This window comes from Mesorhizobium sp. P160927 (assembly GCF_057766385.1).
In genome coordinates, this window is sequence record NZ_JBYMDW010000001.1 from 1,209,340 (window position 1) to 1,226,780 (window position 17,441).

At 63.4% G+C, this 17,441-nt stretch carries 18 protein-coding genes and 1 pseudogene; 2 read left to right on the forward strand and 17 right to left on the reverse strand.

Features of this window, described 5'->3' with window-relative positions; genetic code table 11:
• Positions 1-11 precede the first annotated feature (11 nt).
• The gene (locus AC3CB8_RS06140) at positions 12-932 is read right to left on the reverse strand and encodes a LysR family transcriptional regulator (RefSeq protein WP_023772364.1); all 921 of its coding nucleotides are present in this window, start codon (positions 930-932) and stop codon (positions 12-14) included.
• A gap of 99 nt (positions 933-1,031) precedes the next feature.
• Between AC3CB8_RS06140 and AC3CB8_RS06145 the strand changes: the two genes are divergently transcribed.
• On the forward strand, positions 1,032-1,565 hold the full coding sequence (locus tag AC3CB8_RS06145; protein WP_023781742.1) for a hypothetical protein: 534 nt from the start codon (positions 1,032-1,034) through the stop codon (positions 1,563-1,565).
• Here the strand turns inward: AC3CB8_RS06145 and AC3CB8_RS06150 are convergent.
• The 16 genes and pseudogenes from AC3CB8_RS06150 to puuE form a co-directional block, all read right to left on the reverse strand.
• Complete coding sequence (locus tag AC3CB8_RS06150; RefSeq protein WP_023793024.1) at positions 1,537-2,976, reverse strand: S8 family serine peptidase; 1,440 nt, start codon at positions 2,974-2,976, stop codon at positions 1,537-1,539. The two genes, AC3CB8_RS06145 and AC3CB8_RS06150, sit on opposite strands and share 29 nt — an antisense overlap.
• Complete coding sequence (locus tag AC3CB8_RS06155; protein WP_023793022.1) at positions 2,966-3,634, reverse strand: hypothetical protein; 669 nt, start codon at positions 3,632-3,634, stop codon at positions 2,966-2,968. The genes AC3CB8_RS06150 and AC3CB8_RS06155 overlap by 11 nt, the downstream gene beginning before the upstream one ends.
• Positions 3,631-4,197: a sigma-70 family RNA polymerase sigma factor gene (locus AC3CB8_RS06160; RefSeq protein ID WP_023772366.1), complete on the reverse strand. Its 567-nt coding sequence runs from the start codon at positions 4,195-4,197 to the stop codon at positions 3,631-3,633. The genes AC3CB8_RS06155 and AC3CB8_RS06160 overlap by 4 nt, the downstream gene beginning before the upstream one ends.
• Positions 4,198-4,378: 181 nt before the next feature.
• On the reverse strand, positions 4,379-5,218 hold the full coding sequence (locus tag AC3CB8_RS06165) for an alkaline phosphatase family protein (protein WP_031247942.1): 840 nt from the start codon (positions 5,216-5,218) through the stop codon (positions 4,379-4,381).
• An 81-nt stretch (positions 5,219-5,299) separates the two neighbouring features.
• Positions 5,300-5,553, reverse strand: a pseudogene (locus tag AC3CB8_RS06170) (ABC transporter substrate-binding protein); the annotation flags it as partial.
• 5 nt (positions 5,554-5,558) lie between these two features.
• The gene (locus AC3CB8_RS06175; protein WP_023772370.1) at positions 5,559-7,214 is read right to left on the reverse strand and encodes an ABC transporter ATP-binding protein; all 1,656 of its coding nucleotides are present in this window, start codon (positions 7,212-7,214) and stop codon (positions 5,559-5,561) included.
• On the reverse strand, positions 7,214-8,038 hold the full coding sequence (locus AC3CB8_RS06180) for an ABC transporter permease (protein ID WP_023772371.1): 825 nt from the start codon (positions 8,036-8,038) through the stop codon (positions 7,214-7,216). The genes AC3CB8_RS06175 and AC3CB8_RS06180 overlap by 1 nt, the downstream gene beginning before the upstream one ends.
• Before the next feature lie 10 nt (positions 8,039-8,048).
• Positions 8,049-9,008 carry an ABC transporter permease gene (locus AC3CB8_RS06185; RefSeq protein ID WP_023772372.1) on the reverse strand — a complete coding sequence of 320 codons (960 nt, stop codon included), beginning with the start codon at positions 9,006-9,008 and terminating at the stop codon, positions 8,049-8,051.
• A 16-nt stretch (positions 9,009-9,024) separates the two neighbouring features.
• The gene (locus tag AC3CB8_RS06190) at positions 9,025-10,611 is read right to left on the reverse strand and encodes an ABC transporter substrate-binding protein (protein ID WP_352564338.1); all 1,587 of its coding nucleotides are present in this window, start codon (positions 10,609-10,611) and stop codon (positions 9,025-9,027) included.
• Between the two features lie 154 nt (positions 10,612-10,765).
• A complete protein-coding gene (locus tag AC3CB8_RS06195; protein ID WP_352564336.1) occupies positions 10,766-12,751 on the reverse strand; it encodes a CocE/NonD family hydrolase in 1,986 nt (661 codons plus the stop codon).
• A 79-nt stretch (positions 12,752-12,830) separates the two neighbouring features.
• Positions 12,831-13,076 (reverse strand): type II TA system antitoxin MqsA family protein, encoded by a 246-nt coding sequence (locus tag AC3CB8_RS06200; RefSeq protein ID WP_352564334.1) that lies wholly within the window; start codon positions 13,074-13,076, stop codon positions 12,831-12,833.
• Positions 13,077-13,139: 63 nt separating this feature from the next.
• A complete protein-coding gene (locus AC3CB8_RS06205) occupies positions 13,140-13,406 on the reverse strand; it encodes a type II toxin-antitoxin system MqsR family toxin (protein WP_352594905.1) in 267 nt (88 codons plus the stop codon).
• Between the two features lie 73 nt (positions 13,407-13,479).
• Positions 13,480-14,073 (reverse strand): nucleoside deaminase, encoded by a 594-nt coding sequence (locus tag AC3CB8_RS06210; protein WP_352564332.1) that lies wholly within the window; start codon positions 14,071-14,073, stop codon positions 13,480-13,482.
• Positions 14,073-14,576: an ureidoglycolate lyase gene (locus tag AC3CB8_RS06215; RefSeq protein WP_023772376.1), complete on the reverse strand. Its 504-nt coding sequence runs from the start codon at positions 14,574-14,576 to the stop codon at positions 14,073-14,075. Before AC3CB8_RS06215 ends, AC3CB8_RS06210 begins: the two co-directional genes overlap by 1 nt.
• Complete coding sequence (locus AC3CB8_RS06220) at positions 14,573-15,436, reverse strand: bifunctional allantoicase/(S)-ureidoglycine aminohydrolase (protein ID WP_023772377.1); 864 nt, start codon at positions 15,434-15,436, stop codon at positions 14,573-14,575. Before AC3CB8_RS06220 ends, AC3CB8_RS06215 begins: the two co-directional genes overlap by 4 nt.
• 9 nt (positions 15,437-15,445) lie before the next feature.
• Positions 15,446-16,864, reverse strand: a complete 1,419-nt coding sequence (gene puuE, locus AC3CB8_RS06225) for an allantoinase PuuE (protein WP_023772378.1) — start codon at positions 16,862-16,864, stop codon at positions 15,446-15,448.
• 202 nt (positions 16,865-17,066) lie between these two features.
• Between puuE and uraH the strand changes: the two genes are divergently transcribed.
• On the forward strand, positions 17,067-17,441 hold the full coding sequence (uraH, locus tag AC3CB8_RS06230) for a hydroxyisourate hydrolase (protein ID WP_023772379.1): 375 nt from the start codon (positions 17,067-17,069) through the stop codon (positions 17,439-17,441).

Consider the following 17,441-nt stretch of genomic DNA (forward strand, 5'->3'; position numbering starts at 1 on the left):
CTTCGCTGCCTCTACCCATTGTCTCGGCCCGCGGGCTTAAAATGATCGATGAAGGCGCGCAGCTTCGGCAGGACCTGGCGCTTGCCAGGATGATAAAGGAAGACGCCCGGTGTCGCGCCGGCAAAGTCCTCCAGCACCGGTTTGAGTTTTCCCTGTTCTATTGCGCCGTCGGCGACGGGCCGAGGCGTCTGCGCCAGGCCGACGCCTTGGATCGCGGCCCCTAGCAAGGTTGGATAGTCATGCGCGATCAGCGGGCCCGAGACGACCGCCTCGATAGCCCCGTTGCCGTCGACGAAGGACCAGGGCGCGACGGCGCCGTTCGCGCGGCGCAGGCGCAGGCAGGCGTGGTGGCGCAGATCGGTGATCTGTTCGGGCTGGCCGTGGCGCTCGAGATAGTCCGGGCTGCCGACGACCACGAAGGAGAATGGCGGCGTCAGCCGCACCGCGATCATGTCGGGTGCGATGAACTGGCCTAGCCGGATGCCGGCATCGAATCCGCCGGCGGCGAGATCGACCATCTCGTCGCTGGCGGCGATCTCCAGTTCGATCTCGGGATAGGTCCGGCAGAACGACGCGATCATCGGTTCCAGGATCAGCGGCACGACCGCGCGGGGCACGGACAGCCGCAAAAGCCCGGTCGGCCGCTGGCCGACATCGCGGGCGACCTCGCCCGCGGCCATGATCTCTTCGAAGGCAGGTCCGGCTCGGTCGAGGAACCGCTGGCCAGCCTCGGTCAGGCCGACGCTTCGGGTCGTGCGGGCAAACAGGGCCGCACCAATGCGTGCTTCCAGCGCGCGGACCGCCTGGCTCACCGCGGACGGCGTCACCGCCAGCTCGGCCGCGGCACGGCGGAAGCTACGATGCCGCGCGACGGCCAGGAACACCTCGACCCCGTCTAACGCACCGTGCCGGATTGTGTAGCTCTGCTTCATAGGCTGTTCTGATTACAGCGGATGGCCGAACCATGAAAGCAGTCTTAGCTAACGATCGAAGTGCGCAGGACCGCACGGCCACCTGTTGAGAGGAAACCGATGTCAACGCAGATGCTGTTCCAGATCCAGCTCGTCCTGGGCTACGTCGCATGGCTGCTTTGCTTCGGTGCTTATGGCCTGCCATGGCTGGACTCGCTGGATCGGATGGCGGCGCAACGCGCCATTGCCACGCTGCACAGTTTCCGCTTCTTCGGGCTCGTCTTCCTGCTTCCGGGAGTCGTCGGCCCCAATCTGCCTGCCGGCTTCGCCATGTTCGCCGCCTATGGAGACTTCGCCACCGGAGTGCTGGCCATACTGGCATTGCTGACAGTCAGAGTTCGCCCGCTCTTCTGGGCATTCATCGTCGCCTTCAATCTCGTCGGAATGGCCGACCTCGTTGTCGACTATTACCACGCCATCCAGGCCGGACTTCCCGAGCACGCGGAGCAGTTGGGAGCCACCTATGCGATCCCGATCATCTACGTGCCGCTGCTGATGATTACGCACATCGCCGCGTTCTGGTTCCTGCTTCGTCCCAGCAAAGCGCGGCCTGAGCCGTCGCGGGCTATTCCTTCGCCGTCCCCGCAGCCTTGAGGTCCAGCAGGCCGTAGCCGAAATCATTGTCGCGCCCCTTAAGCCCGAGATCCTTCGCGGTCGCCGCAAGCGCCTTCTCGATGTCGTCGGCCGAGCGGTCGGGCGTGGCATGGATGAGGTTGGCGATGGCGCCGCTGACGATTGCCGCGGCAAACGAGGTGCCGGTGACGACGTCCGAGCCGCCGCCGCTCGGCGCCACCATCTCGACGCCCGGCGCCGAGATGAACACATAGGCGCCGCGATTGGCCTGCGGCATCAGTCCGTCCTTGGCATCCGTGGCCGTCACGGCGATGACGCCGTCAAAGGCGGCCGGATAGCCATAGGGCGCTTTCGGCCCGTTATTGCCGGCCGCCGCCACCAACACCATGCCAAGCGCCCGTGCATTGCGGCAGGCAGTACCGAGCAGGTCGTTCTTCGGCCCGACGAAGCTCATATTGATGATGCTGACATTCTGGTCCGCCGCCCAGTCGAGCGCCGACAAGATGACGTCCATGGTCGACTTGCCGCCCTCGAAGGCGCGCGCATGGTAAATCCTGGCGCCCGGCGCCATGCCTTCCAGCTGGCCGACGCCGGCAATCAGACCGTCGATCGAAGTGCCGTGGTCGCGCTTTTCGATCGGCACGTCCGGCATGGCATCGAACTGCGCGGCAATGACCCCGGCAAGCGCCGGATTGCTATCGTCGATGCCGGTATCGATGACGGCGACGCGCACGTTCTCGCCGCTGGCCTGTTTGGCGTCGAGCGCGATGCGGTCGAAGGCATAGTTGACGATGCCGGCCGCCTGCTGCAGCGAGTAGATGTGGTTGGGCTCGCGGCGCCGCGTGCGGCCGTCGCCGGCTAGCTGCGCCAGCACCACGCCGACAGGGCGGCCATCGGGAATGCCGAAACGCACCAAAGTGGCGCCAAGCAGCCGGGACTGGCGCTGCGAGCGCACTTCTAGGCCGAAGGAAGCGGCGATCTGCTGCACGGCGCCGGCATCGCCATCGACCGTCACCAGCACCTCGTCCGGCACGAAGTCCCCGGTCACGGCGCGCCGAGACTGGACGGCGATGAGATCGGTCGGCGAGACGATCGGTCCACTTGCTGGCGGGCCGGCCTGGTTGCCCCCGGGGGAAGTCGCGGGCTTCGGCCGCGGTGTCGGCACCGGCGCGGGAGGGGCGGCCGGATTGGGGAAAAGGTCGACGATCAAGGCGGGCAGAAAAACGGCGCTGGCCTGGGCCGTGCCCGCCCCGTTTTCGGTGGCGCCGCCGTCCTTGAGGCAGTCGGCCGCCGTTGCATTGGCCTCGTTGCTGCAATCGATTATGGCCCGCTCGGGATTACCGTCGTTGGTCTGCGCCGACGCAGGCACGGCGGCGATTGTCATCGCCGCCGCAAGGATAGCCGCAAATCGAATGACCGCCTCAGCCGCCATCAACAGGTTTCCTTCCCTCGATCACAGTCTCGGCGAAAGGCTGGGCGGCAATAAGGCTGCGCGCCCTCTCGTAGTCGGCGGCTGTCGTCGCCGGAATGGCGAGCCTGAAGACGCCGTCGGCGGTCGGTCCGCCGATGATCTTGAGCTTGTTGGCGTCGAGGAAGACGGCAATGTCGGCCATCCTGGCTTCCGGCTTGAACTTGACCAGCGCAAACGGCAATTTGGCCAGATCGTCTTGTGCGCCGGCAATCTCGAAATTGCCGCCCTTGCCGCCGGGCTGCACCAGCGACTGCACCGCGATCAACGCCAGCAGAACCGCGGCCGCCGCCCAGGCGACGCCGACCGGCACCGCCATGAAACGGCCCCAGGCCTGCGCCAGCCAGGACGATCCTGCCGGCCCGCGTGCAGGCCCGGCCTCCGCGTCCAGCGCCTTGGCGAAGCGGCTGAGCGCATCGGCCGGTGGGCGGATCGCTTCATTGGCCGCCGACGTGCCGGAGAACTCGGCTTCCGCCTCGCCAAGCGCGGCAAGTGCCGAGGGATCGTTGGCCAGCCATTCTTCGACGGCTTCCAGATCCGAACCTTCCAGCGAGCCGTTCAGGTAGAACGGCAGCAGCGTTTCCATTTCGTCGCGGCGCGACATCTTTTCAGCGGCGCTCATGGCCACCCCCTGTCGTAACCGGCGGCCTTCAGGGCTTCGCCGAGTTTCTTGCGGGCGTAGAACATGCGGGTCTTGACGGTCGCGACCGGAATGTCGAGCACCTCGGCGATCTCGGTCACCGATTGGCCCTGATAATAAGCGAGGTCGATCACCGTGCGGTGCTCCTCGGGCAGGGCGTCAATCAGGCGGCGCAAGGCGGCGGCCTTATCCTCCTTCATCGTGACGACCTCGGGCGTGTCGGCGCTGTCGGGCACCGCGGCGGCGGCCTCGTCGTCGATCCAGTCTTCTTTCTTCTTGCGCAGCAGCGACAGCGCCTTGAAGCGGGCGATGCCGAGCAGCCATGTCGAGACTTCGGACCGCCCTTCGAAACCTGGCGCCTGGCGCCACAGTTCGAGAAACACCTCGTTCGCGATATCGTCAGCCATCATTTCCGATCCTGTCTGGCGCGCCACGAAGCGGTAGACCCGCGCGTGGTGACGCATGAACAGGAGCCGCACGGCGGCCCGGTCGCCCTTCGCGACCCGGTCGACAAGCGCGCGATCGGTCTCCGTCGCCGCTGTCATGGCCGGTCGAGCCGCCTGGCTCCTGTCTGCTCTGTCGCCGATCGGTCCAAAAAGGTTCATCCTCCGCCAAGGAATTTTGCGAGGCTAACCGAAGATCTGGGCGGTTGCCAGAGCATCCCTTCGTCCCGTTTACGCGAAGAAGGTGCCGGCAGGCGGATGAGGGTAGGCGCCAGCCGCTCGATCAGGTGAGAAAAGCCTTCGCCTTCATGGTCGCCGGCACCGGCACTCCCAGCCGGCTCAACACCGTCGGCGCCAGTTGCAACTGGTCGAGCAGCGTATCGGCTTCCGGCCCTTTGCCCTGTCCGAAATAATACAGCGCGAAATCCTGCATCTCGTCGTCATGGCCGCCATGGTGGCCGCGGTCGGTCTGGCCATGGTCGGCGGTGACCATGACCTCGTAGCCGGCTTCGATCCAGCCCGGCAGGAAGGCCGCCAGCATGCCGTCCATGGCGTAGCAGGCTTGGTCCATCTCGTGGCAGTCATGACCGAAGCGGTGGCCCATCGAGTCCAGCGTGCAGGTGTGCAGGATGCCGTAGTCGATGCGGTGGCGCCGGGTGAGCATGGTCAGCGTCGCGAACAGGTCGACATCGCTCGGCGTCATCTGGTTCTTGAGATTGTAGCCGGTCATGGTGTGGAAGCGGCCATGCGTGATCGGTCCGCCGGGCTCGTCATATTCCATGTCCTCGATGAGATCGAACGGGTAGGAGCGGAAGAATTCCGACCAGTAGGAGTGGGTGACCGCGCCGGTCCTGCCGCCGGCCTTGCTGACTTCCGAGAAGATATCGGGCTGTCCGACGCGGAACCGGTTCTCGTTGGACAGGATCCCGTGCACCTGCGGCGACACGCCGGTGTGGATCGAGGCATAGCAACAGGCAGAGGTCGACGGCAGCACCGAGCGCATCTTCCACACCCGGGCCTCGCCCGATTGCACCCAGCCCTCGAGATTCCCCATCAGCCGGCGCCAGTTGCGGTAGGGAACGCCATCGAGGATGATCAGCAGAAGCTTGGATTGGATCGCCACGGGGTGCTCCATGCGATTGTCTGTTGAAACGATGCGCCGCGTGTCGTTCGACACGCGGCGCTTTTCAATATGAGACAGATGTCAGGCGTTCAGCCACCATTCTCCCAGCGCATACCCATCCATCATTTCGCCGATCGGGTTCTTGACGCAGACGCTGATCTTGTTGGTGGCGGCCGCGTCGATGAACTGGTTGAAGAAGGGCACGATCAGGCCCCTGCGTCGCGCATCATGACCGCCATGTCGTGGTGGATCGCCTTACGCTTATCCTGGTCGAGCTCGCCGCGCGCGGTGAACAGCATCTTGTCGAATCCCGGCCGCTTAAAGCGCGTGTCGAACTGCGCTAGTTCCCCGCGCTGGCCATGCGCCGCCCCTTGATCGCCTTTTCCAGCCAGCCGATCTCCATCTCCGGGACCGATGACAAGAGAAGGTCGGTATAGTCATCGAAGGGGGGCGTCAGCACCTTGCTTTTCGAACCATAGCGCACCACCTCGCCGCGATACATCACAGCGATCGAATCCGCGATCGACTTCACCGTCGCCAGATCGTGGGTGATGAACAGATAGGCGACGTTCTCCTCCTTCTGCAGTTCAAGCAGAAGCTTTAGGATGCCGTGCGCCACCAAGGGGTCAAGCGCCGAGGTCACCTCGTCACAAATGATCAGCTTGGGTTTTGCCGCAAGCGAGCGGGCGATGCAGACACGCTGTTTCTGGCCGCCGGAAAGCTCGGCCGGGTAACGGTCGACAAAGCCCTTGCCCATTTCGATCTTGTCGAGCAGTTCGGCGACGCGGGCATCGCGCTGTTTGCCGCGCATGCCGAAATAGAATTCGAGCGGCCGGCCGATGATGGTGCCGACGGTCTGGCGCGGGTTCATCGCCACATCGGCCATCTGATAGATCATCTGCAGCTGGCGCAAATCCTCCTTCGGCCGGTCGGCAAGCCGGTTGGCCAAGGGGCGTCCGTCGAACGTGACGGTGCCTTGCTCGGGTGGCAAAAGTCCGGTTATGGCGCGCGCCAGCGTCGATTTTCCGGAGCCGGATTCGCCAACCACCGCCAGTGTCTGGCCGGGATAGATATCGACCGAAACGTTCTTCAGCACCTTGACTTGGCCGCCGCCATAGGCGGCGGTGACGTTCTTGACCGACAGGAATGGTGTGGTGCCGGGGTTCTGCTCGGCATGTTCGATCTCGTGCACCGAAACCAGCGCATTGGTGTATTCCTGGCGCGGTTCCTTGATGATCTGGCGGGTGCCGCCCCATTCGACCAGCCGGCCGTGACGCAGCACCATGATCTCGTCCGAGACCTGGGCGACGACGGCCAAATCATGCGTGATGTAGAGCGCCGCCACATGGGTGTCGCGGATGGCGTCCTTGATCGCCGCCAGCACGTCGATCTGAGTCGTCACGTCGAGCGCCGTGGTCGGCTCGTCGAAGACGATCAGGTCAGGCTCCGAGCATAGCGCCATCGCTGTCATGACACGCTGCAGCTGGCCGCCTGACACCTGGTGCGGAAAGCGTTCGCCGATGGCTTCCGGGTTCGGCAGGCTGAGCTTCTTGAACAGCGCGACCGCGCGTTTCTCGGCCTCCGCCCGTGTCGCCGTCCCGTGCAGCAGCGTGGCTTCCACCACCTGGTCCATCAGCCTGTGCGCCGGGTTGAAAGCGGCCGCCGCCGACTGCGCGACATAGCAGACCTCGCGGCCACGCAGCTTGCGGAAACCTTCCTTGCCGCCCTTCAGGATGTCGCGGCCGTTGAGCAGCACCTCGCCACCGGTGATGCGCACGCCGCCACGGCCATAGCCCATGGACGACAGGCCGATGGTCGACTTGCCGGCTCCGGATTCGCCGATCAGGCCGAGCACCTTGCCCTTCTCCAGCGTCAGCGAGACATCGTGCACAAGCACGATGTTCTTCGGCGCCTCACCTGGCGGATAGACCGTCGCCTCGATGCGCAAATTGCGGATGTCGAGCAGAGGGGTGGACTTTGCCTTGCCGTCGGCCATTATCCGCGTCCTCCCTTCAGGCTTGTCGTGCGGTTCAGGACCCAGTCGGCCACAAGATTGACCGAGATCGCCAGCGCTGCGATCGCGGCTGCGGGAATGAGCGCGGCGCCGATACCGAACACGATGCCGTCCTTGTTCTCCTTCACCATGCCGCCCCAGTCGGCGTCCGGCGGCTGCACGCCGAGGCCGAGAAAGGACAACGTCGACAGGAACAGCACCGCATAGATGAAACGCAGGCCGAGCTCGGAGATCAGCGGCGACAGCGCGTTGGGGAGGATTTCGCGGAAGATGATCCAGGCGCTGCCTTCGCCGCGCAGCTTGGCGGCCTCGACATAGTCCATGACGTTGATGTCGACGGCGACCGCCCGCGACAGGCGATAGACGCGCGTCGAGTCGAGAATGCCCATCACCAGGATCAGCGTCACCAGATTGGTTGGCAGCACTGAGAGCACCACCAGGCCCATGATCAGTGTCGGGATCGACATCAGGAGATCGACGAGGCGCGACAGGATCGTATCGAACCAGCCGCCGAACACGGCCGCCGAAAAGCCAAGTATGGCGCCGAGCGAGAACGACAGCGCGGTGGCCAGCACCGCGATAAAAAGGGTGATGCGGGCGCCATAAATCATCCGGGACAACAAATCGCGGCCGAGATTGTCGGTGCCCAGCCAATGCGCCCCCGACATCGGCTCCCAGACATCGCCGACAATTTCGGCGTTGTCATGCGGTGAGATCCAAGGCGCGAAGATCGCCGCCAGCACGAACAGTGCCGTCAGGACAATGCCGATCAGCGCAGGGATGGGGATGCGTTTGATATCGAGCATATCAGCCCCCCTATTTCGGATGGCGGAGACGCGGATTGGCGACGATCGCCGCTATGTCCGCGATGATGTTGAGACTGATGTAGACGGCGGCGAAGATCAGGCCGACGGCCTGTACCACCGGCACGTCACGCTTGGTGACGTGATCGACGAGATATTGTCCCATGCCGGGATAGACGAAAATCACCTCGACCACGACGACGCCGACGATGAGATAGGCGAGGTTGAGCATGACGACGTTGATGATCGGCGCGATCGCATTGGGGAAGGCGTGCTTGCGGATGACGTTGAACGCCGACAGGCCCTTCAGTTCCGCCGTCTCGACATAGGCCGACTGCATGACATTGAGGATCGCCGCTCGGGTCATGCGCATCATGTGGGCGAGCACCACCAGCGTCAGCGCCGTCGCCGGCAGCGCGATCGCCTGCATCCGCTCACCGAAGGGCATGCCTTCGTAGACAGTCGAGATGCCGGGAAAAATCTGCCACTTCACGGCGAAGAAATAGACCAGCACATAGCCGATGAAGAATTCGGGAAAGGAGGTCGAGGCCAGAGCCAGCCCGGAGATCAGCTTGTCGACCCAGCCATTGCGGTAGCGCACCGCGATCAGGCCCAGGACGATGGCCAGCGGTACGGCCACGATCGCCGCCCAGAAGGCGAGGAACAGCGTGTTCCACAAGCGCGACTTGATCGAGGTCGCGATATCCTGCCCGCTCGACATCGCCGTGCCGAGGTCGCCTGTCAAAACGCCGCCGAGCCAGTGGAAATACCTGACATAGGCCGGGTCGTTCAGCCCGAGTTGCTCCCGCAGATTGGCGAGCGATTCCGGCGTCGCGGATTGTCCCAGAATGGCTTGCGCGACATCGCCTGGCAGAATCTGCGTGCCGGCGAAGATCAGGACCGAGATGGCCAACAGAAGGAGGATGCCCAGCGCAATGCGCTGGGCAATGAGTTTCAGGATGGGTGAAGACATCTCTGCAAAGCCGGACTCAGGCCTGCAGCCAGCACTTCGCCAGGGCGTAGCCGTTCATCAGTTCCTGGTGCGGATCATCCACCCAGCCATCGACCTTGGCGCCGGTGGCGTCGATGAACTGGTTGAACATCGGCAGGATCAGGCCGCCGTCGTCGCGGACCATGACAGCCATGTCATGGTACATCTGCTTGCGCTTGGCCTCGTCGAGTTCGGCGCGCGCCGCCAGCACCATCTTGTCGAAGTCCGGGCGCTTGAAACGCGTGTCGTTCCAGTCTGCCGTAGACAGGTAAGCGGTCGAGTACATCTGGTCCTGCGTCGAGCGGCCGCCCCAATAGGAGGCGCAGAAGGGCTGCTTGTTCCAGACCTCGTTCCAGTAGCCGTCGCCGGGCTCTCGCTTGAGCTCGATCTTGATGCCGGCCTTGGCCGCGCTCTGCTGGAACAGCTGGGACGCATCGACGGCGCCGGGGAAGGCCACGTCCGAGGTCCTGAGCAGCACGGTGCCGTCATGGCCTGATTTCTTGTAGTGAAACTTGGCCTTGTCGGGATCGTACTTGCGCTGCTCGATCTCGCTGAACAGCGGATAGGACGCGTTTATCGGGAAGTCGTTGCCGAGCGAGCCGTAGCCGCGCAGCACCTTGGTCAGCATCTCCTCGCGGTCGATCGCCAGCTTCAGCGCCATCCTGAGGTCATTGTTGTCGAACGGCGCCGTGTTGCAATGCATGATGAACACGTAGTGGCCGGGACCGGCGTGGTTGCGGATGGTCACGCCCGGCACGCGCTTGATCAGGTCGACGATCTTCGGCTCGACGCGGTTGATCATGTTGACCTGGCCGCCCTGCAACGCTGCCGTGCGGGCGGTCGCGTCATTGATGACGATGACCTCGATCTGGTCGGCATGGCCCATCTTGTCGCCCTGCCAGTAATTGGCGAAGCGCTCTGCGCCATGGCGCACGCCAGGCTCATTGGTCTTGACCACGTACGGCCCTGCCGAGATGCCGGCATCGGGCTTGTCCTTGCCGCCATTGGGCTGGACGATCAGGTGATAGTCGCTGAGCAGATAGGGAAGGTCGGCATTGGCCTCCTTCAGCGTCAGCACCACTTCCTTGCCGCTGGCCTTGATGGTGTCGATGCCCTTCATGTAGCCGAGCGCACCGGATTTCGACTTCTCGTCCGAATGGCGCTCCAGCGTGGCGGCCACGTCCCCCGCCGTCACCGTCTTGCCGTTGTGGAATTCGACGCCGTCGCGAATCTTCAGCGTCCAGGTCTTGGCGTCCTTGGACGAGCCAATGTCTTCAGCGATGCGGTTCTCGAGCTTGCCTTCCGGCGACAGCTCGACGATCATTTCGCCCCAGCACTTGCCGAAGGCGAACGGCACCTGCGTCATCATCAGCGCCGGGTCGAGGCTGTTGGTGGATTCACCGCCGACCAGGCCGGCCTTCAGCGTACCGCCCTTGACCGGACCCGCCGCCCGCGCCGCGCTCGAAAGCAGCGCGTTGGCGAAGGGTGCGGTGATGCCGAGCGCTGCCGCCCGGCCGAGAAAATCACGACGGCTCAGTTTGCCGGACGCAACCCGCCGGCTAAGGAATTCCAGTTCGTTTGACATTTGAGTTCCTCACTCTGTTGGTTCGACTCTACGGTCGATTTTCTTGCTTCTTGTTAAAGGCAATAATGACCGCAAGGGAAAGCGGTAAGCAAGACCGAATGCGACATGCCGTGGCGTAAATCGCACGTCGCATTTGGATCAATGATTTCAACGCTCAAACAAGCGCACGCGGGACCTTTTCGTCGAAATTGCGCTCGAAGACGAGTTTTTCGCCCTCATAGGCTTCGATTCGGGCGCTGACGATGAAGTTTTGCGTGTCCGACCGCATCCGCGCCCATGTCTCGGTGCGGACCGACCATCCATTTCGCGACAGGGTCTGCGTCCAGTGTGTTTTTCCCGAGGCTGACAGGGGATCGTCAGGTTGGATGGTCCAGGTTTCGCGGGCGATGCTGCCGTTGACCAATCCGTGGTCGAGATCGCGCACTTCGCCGAAGTCGTCCGTAATCGACAGCGTGACAATCCCGGTCTTTTCGTCGTGGTCGACATGGCGTTCGGAATTGGCGGGCCGAACCGTCTCGGTCGCCCACGGCGTAGCCCCTTCCGGCTCGGCGAAAACGGCTTCGTCGCCTGTTGCCAGCAGGCGCAATGGCAGCGATAGCGTGGCTGCCGACACGGTCAGTCGTACCGGCTCGGGCGAGGGCCAGATAGCGGGCCAGTAGGCGGTCGAAACGGCGACGCGCAGACGATGGCCGGCCGGCACGCGGTAGGCGCATTGATCGAGCACGACACGTACCGAAATCGTCTCCCCGGGGACCAGCGCCTCGGGGAATTCATGCGAGTTGCGGTGCGTCAGATTGAGCACGCCATAAGAGATCAGTTCCGAGGCGCCATCGGGATGGACGTCGCAAAGCCGGACAGCGATGTTGGCCTGGGGCCGATCCGAGGCAAGCTGGACCTCAAGCTCCGGCGCGCCGACGATCTCGATCGGCTTGGTGAGCTCAGGCTGGTCGAAACAGGCCGATAGCCCATCGTCAGGCCGCTGATCGCCCGGCAGTTCCGGTCCGAAGGTGAACGGAAAGTATTCGCCGCCGGCAAGCCCACAGGTTTGCGGCGAAGCGACGGTTGAAGATCCTGCACGCGGGGCCATGAGCTCGAGCGCTTCAATCGTTATGTTGGAGGATGGCCACTCCTGCTCGGCTATCCAGCGGCCGGGCCGCTCCGGATGCCAGCGCGCGGGACGCACGCTGTCCATGACATAGGCGCGGTAGTCGGGATCGGCCTCGACGCCGGTCTCGGACCCCTTCAGCCAGCGATCCCACCAGCGCAGCGCTTCCTGCAGGAAGCCGATGGCTGGTTTGGGGCCGGCATAGTGTGGGTATTTGTGGATCCATGGCCCGACGATGCCCTTGACCGGTGCCTCGATGTTGGTGACGAGGTGCGAGATCGTGTTGCGGTAGCCGTCGTGCCAGCCGCCGATCGACAACACAGCCGCCTTGACGGCCGAGAAATCCTCGCAAATCGAACCGCGTTTCCAATAGCGGTCGCGATGCTGATGGCTGAGCCACAGCGGCAAGAGGAACGACTGGTTCTCCAGCCGGGTCATCCAGAGGTCGCGCCATCTGTTGTCGCCGGCAATCAGCGGATCCGGCGGCCGCGACGAATAGGACAGCATGGTCGAGGCCCAGCCGAAATTCTCGTTCAAAAGGCAGCCGCCCTTGTAGTGGATGTCGTCGGCATAGCGGTCGACGGTCGAGCATAGGCTGATCACCGCCTTGAGCGCCGGCGGCTGTTTGGCCGCCACCTGCAGGCAGTTGAAGCCGCCCCAGGAAATACCCATCATGCCGACATTGCCGTTGCACCAGGGCTGGGCCGCCGCCCAGGCGATGACATCACAGGCGTCCTGCAGTTCCTGCTCGGAATATTCGTCGTCCATCAGCCCTTCGGAATCGCCATTGCCGCGCATGTCGACGCGGATCGAGGCATAGCCGTGGCCGGCGAAATAGGGATGGGTAAGCTGATCGCGAAAGATCGTGCCGTCGCGCTTGCGGTAGGGCAGGTGCTCGAGGATGGCAGGCACCGGATCGTCGCCCGCATCCTCCGGCATCCACACCCGAGCCGACAGCCGGCAGCCATCGGGCATGACGATGCCCATATCGGGAAATTCGACGACCTTGCGGGGAAATTCGGTGATGATTTTCATGGCATGCATAACGCTCCGCGCCACAAGAACTTTCAATCGCCATTCGCGACTGGAGCAGTGAAATATGCGACCTGTGCCGCTACCGCAATTCGTCGAGCAGTTCGGGATGTTTCTCCAGCAATGTCATCAATTGAATGGTCGGGCCACTCGGTTCGATCAAGCCTCTTTCATACTTGTCGAAGGCGTTCTTGCCGACCTTGAACAAGGATCCGGCCTCGCGCTGCGACAGCTTGAGCTTCGTGCGTATGCGGCGGATGGTTGACGGGGCCGGCCCGCCGTCGATCTTCTCCTTGAGCGCGCGCAGCGCGGCATGAACGGCGGCCATTCGTCGCCGACATGGACACCCTCGCCATCCGATGGCGGATAGGTCGACGATCATGCTTCGCCCTTAGGGGTCACGGTGAATGGACGGACTCCGCGCATCAACGTTTCTCCGGTTTCGGGGGAGACCATCACGCGCTGGCACGTGATAGACACTCTGCCACACTCGATGATCCGCGAAAGTCGTCATCGACTTCACAAACATCTTCCGCGTCATGCTGTCGATCACCTCGATCACACCGGCGCGATCGAAGCCCCAGCCCAACAGCATCCCGCAGTGCGGACGTTGTGATCGCCAGCGTGTCGACAGACCCAAACGTCGTCCTGATTGCATCAAGATCGTATGTGGGTCTGCGTTTTGCCCCCATAAAGGGGGTAACCCAAGCGGCGATTGTCGAGACGGAAGCTCAGTTCAGCGGAATGTCGTTCTCAGCCTTGCCCGCCTGGTAGTCACGCGACAGCTCATCGTAGCGCGCCGAGATTCTCCCGATCCGCTCCTCCAGCCGCTGGCGTTCGGCCCCGGGCAGCGCCCTCACCAACCCGCGGATCGAAAAACTTTTCCAATAGGCATTCTCGGCATTGTAGCCGCCGGGATCGAGGGTGAAGACCTCTTTCAGAATTTTGAGATCATGCGGGATGGCAAAACTGTCGCGCGAATCCTCGTGGCTGAACAAATAGTAGAAATTGTCGAAGCCGGCCCAGGTGATCGCCGACAGGCAGAGCGAGCATGGCTCGTGTGTGGCGAGAAAGATGGCGTCCTTGGTGTCGACGCGCTCGGCCCTGGGCATCTCGTAAAAGCGCTTCAGGCAGTGCACCTCGCCATGCCAAAGCGGGTTTTCCATCTCGTTGTTGGTCTCGGCCAGTACCAGCGAATGGGTATCCTTGCGCAGGATCGCCGCGCCGAACAGCTTGTTGCCGTGGGCGACGCCTTCTGCCGTCTTCGGCACGATGTCGTGCTCGATGACCTCGAGCAGGCGATCTATCAGCGAAATGTCGGTCATCACGAGTTCTCGTTGGGGAGATGGATTTCGTAGGCGTGCGAGAAGTGGAATTCCTCGAGGTTGGAGCCGTCGCCGCCACGGTCGACGATCAAAAAGTCTTGAGGCTCTCCGAGCGGCGTCAGCACGCCGTGCCAGAGATTGCGGAAATAGTTGATGCCTTGCCCCGGTGCGGTGACGAAGGCATGCGGCTCGCCAGGCCCGTCCCTGCCGTCAGGGCAGACGACGACCAGGAACGGACGCGGCGACAGCGGTATGAAAGCCTGGCTGCCCAAGGGGTGGCGCTCCACCATGGTCAGCTTCAGCGGCATGTCATAGGGCGTGCCGCGCACCATCGAGATCAGCACGCGCGCATTCGGCCCCGTGGCTTGCGCGGTGGCGAGGTCATGGTAGCGCTCGGCCTTGCCGCCATTGATCGGATAGTGGTTGTCTCCGCCCATGTCGATGACATCGCCGAATTCGGCGAAGGCCTCACGGGTCAACGTCCGCGCGACAATGCGGCTCATGACGTCCGCTTCGCGATGCCGGCCCCGCCGAGCTTGGCGTGCCGGTTGACGTCCTTGTAGAGCAGATAGCGGAATTTGCCGGGGCCGCCGGCATAGCAGGCCTGCGGGCAGAAGGCACGCAGCCACATATAGTCGCCGGCCTCGACCTCGACCCAGTCCTGGTTGAGCCGATAGACAGCCTTGCCTTCGAGCACATAGAGCCCATGCTCCATGACATGCGTTTCGGCGAAAGGAATGACTGCGCCAGGCTCAAGCGTGACGATGGTCATGTGCATGTCGTGGCGCAGATCGGCGGGATCGACGAACCGCGTCGTTGCCCAGCGGCCCTCTGTGCCGGGCATCGGCGTCGGCGCGATCTCCTGTTCGTTGGTGAAGAAGGCCTTGGGAATCTCGAGGCCATCGACGACCTCATAAGCCTTGCGTATCCAGTGGAAGCGGACAGCCGCCTTGCCTTGGTTGCGGACTGTCCAGCCGCTGGCCGGCGGCAGGAAGGCAAAACCGCCGGGGCGCAACACATGTTTCATGCCGTCGAGCAGAACCGTGAGTTCGCCCTCGACCACGAACAGGGCGCCTTCGGCGCCGGCATCGGGCTCCGGCCGCTCGCTACCACCGCCGGGCGCGACCTCTACGATGTATTGCGAAAACGTCTCGGCGAAGCCGGACAGCGGCCGCGACAGGATCCAGACACGCGTCTCGTCCCAGAACGGCAGGGCGCTGGTGACGATATCCTGCATCACGCCCTTGGGGATGACCGCATAGGCCTCGGTGAAGACGGCGCGGCCGGTCAGAAGTTCGCTCTGGCCGGAATGGCCGCCCTTTGGGGCATAATAGGTGCGCTCGGGCATCCTGATCGTATCCATTTTTCAAACCTATTGTGGAAGCATGTCCTTGAGGCGCAGCAGTGCGATGCGCTCGACCTGTTTGCATGCGGTTTCGAATTCGACGCCGCGGCTGTTGCCGATGCGGGCTTCGAATTCGGCGAGGATTTCCTCTTTTGTCTTGCCTTTCACCGCGATGATGAAGGGAAAGCCGAAGGTGGTGACGTAGGCCGCGTTGAGCTTGGAAAACAGTTCGCGTTCCTTGTCGGTCAGCGCGTCGAGACCGGCGGAAGCCTGTTCCCTGGTCGATTCCGCCGTCAGTCGCTTGGCCTTGGCCAGCTTGCCGGCGAGGTCGGGATGGGCGTTGAGCACGCCGAGCCGTTCGGTCTCGCTGGCGGAACGGAAGATGCGGCAAAGCGCATTGTGGAGGCCGCCCGCCGTGTCGTGCGCTGGGCCGAGCTCCAGCTCGTAGGCCCGCTCGGCGATCCAGGGCGAATGTTCGAAAACGCCGCCGAAGGCGTGAACGAACGTCTCGAATTCCATCTTCGAGGGGCGCAGGGCGGCCGGCTGATAGGGGTGGTTTTCCTGCCAGTGCCTGGCGATGTCGATGCGCCGTGCCAGCCAGACCTTGTCGTGTGATTTGACATAATCGACGAAGCGTTTAAGCGCCGCCACCCGGCCCGGCCGCCCGACCAGGCGGCAATGCAGGCCGATGTTCATCATGCGCGGCCGGCCGGCCTTGCCCTCGGCATAGAGCGTATCGAAACTGTCCTTCAAATAAGCAAAGAACTGGTCGCCCGAGTTGAAGCCTTGCGGTGTGGCAAAGCGCATGTCGTTGGCGTCGAGCGTGTAGGGGATGATGAGCTGCGTGCCGTCCTCATGCTCGAACCAGTAGGGCAGTTCGTCGTCATAGGTGTCCGAGACGTAGTCGAAGCCGCCTTCCTCTGCCACCAGCCGCACCGTGTTGATCGACGTTCGGCCCGTATACCAGCCTGTCGGGCGCTGGCCGGTCACCTCGTAGTGCAGCTTGATCGCCGCTTCGAGGTCGCGGCGCTCGTCCTCGGCATCGTGGTCGCGGTAGTCGATCCATCTCAACCCGTGCGAGGCGATTTCCCAGCCGGCTTCCTGCATCGCCGTGACCTGGTCGGGTGAGCGCGCGAGCGCCGTGGCGACGCCATAGCAGGTGACGGGCACTTGCTCGTCGCTGAACAGGCGCAGCAGCCGCCAGAAGCCGGCCCGCGCCCCATACTCGTAGATCGATTCCATGTTCCAGTGGCGCTGGCCCACCCAGGGCGCCGCGCCGACGATCTCGGACAGGAAGGCTTCAGAAGCCTTGTCGCCGTGGAGCACGCAGTTCTCGCCGCCCTCTTCGTAGTTGACGACGAACTGCACGGCGACATGCGCGCCGCCAGGCCATTTCGGATCCGGCGGATTGGCTCCGTAGCCCCGCATGTCCCTGGTGTAACGCATCGTCCCTCCGCCCGGCATCACCGGAAGTATGATCAGGATATCGAAAGGGTGCTTCTCGCATTCCCCTCAAAATTTTTGAAAGTGTTTTTGTCGCACTCCGCTCGACCGGGACTTATGCATCGCCTTTAATTGGCGCACAATTCATCAGTAGTGTTCGATTGTACCGGCCAATTTGTTCGTATTGGAAAATGGGAGGCGGCCAATGGCAGAGACATCGAAAACCGATGGCGGGCGTCTGACGACCCATGTCCTGGATACCGCGACCGGCAGGCCGGCGGCGGGGCTCTCCATCGCGCTCTACCGCCTCGAGGGTTTGGCCCGCACGCTTTTGAAGACGGTCGTCACCAATGCCGACGGCCGCTGCGATGCGCCGCTGCTGGCCGGTGCCGACTTCCGCACCGGCGAATACGAACTGGTGTTCGCGGCCGGCGACTATCTGCGCGGCCAAGGAACGAAGCTGCCCGAGCCGGCCTTCCTCGATAGCGTGCCGATCCGCTTCGGCATGGCGCAGGCGCTGCACTATCATGTACCATTGCTGATCTCGCCTTACGGCTATTCCACCTACAGGGGGAGCTGA